The organism is Bacillus sp. SD088, from assembly GCF_017355205.1.
GTDB lineage: Bacteria > Bacillota > Bacilli > Bacillales > Bacillaceae_C > Lederbergia.
Genome location: NZ_JADIJK010000074.1, coordinates 1 through 567 on the forward strand (window position 1 = coordinate 1; position 567 = coordinate 567).

General features: G+C 44.8%; 1 protein-coding gene. It reads left to right on the plus strand.

What is annotated here, in order from left to right; all coding sequences use genetic code 11:
* Positions 1-567 (plus strand): condensation domain-containing protein (locus IPU53_RS24710; RefSeq protein ID WP_207454185.1); only part of this gene is annotated, 567 nt, incomplete at both ends.

A 567-nucleotide genomic window follows, 5' to 3' on the forward strand; every position in this document is an offset into this window, starting at 1 on the left:
AAAGTGGAGGAGCAAGCGTACTATCCGGTTTCCTCCCAGCAAAAACGTCTGTACTTGATCCATGAAATGGGCGAGCAGGGAACTGTTTATAATATGCCAGCATTGCTTGAGCTGGCGGGACAGCTGGATCGAGAAAAGGTTGAGCAAGCATGCGCTCAATTAAGCGCACGTCATGAAGCCTTACGGACAACCTTTACGGTAGTGGATGGTGAATCAGTCCAGCAAATTGCCTCCGCTCTGCCTATAGAAGTAGAATGGTCTGAGCATGAAAGCTTGGATGAAGCACAAGCTCAAGCTGCATTTACCGATTTTGTCCGTCCATTTGATCTTGCCCATGGTCCATTATTCCGGGTTAAAGTGTTACAAGGTCCGACAAATAGTTATTTGTTCTTTGATATGCATCATATTATTTCAGATGGAGAATCGATCAACATTCTCACAAAGGAATTCTCGGAGCTTTATAATGGTGTCGAGCTAGCGCCGCTTACGGTTCACTATAAAGATTATAGTCATTGGCTGGCGCAAAAGGATTTGCAAGCACAAGAGGATTATTGGGTAGGCCAATTT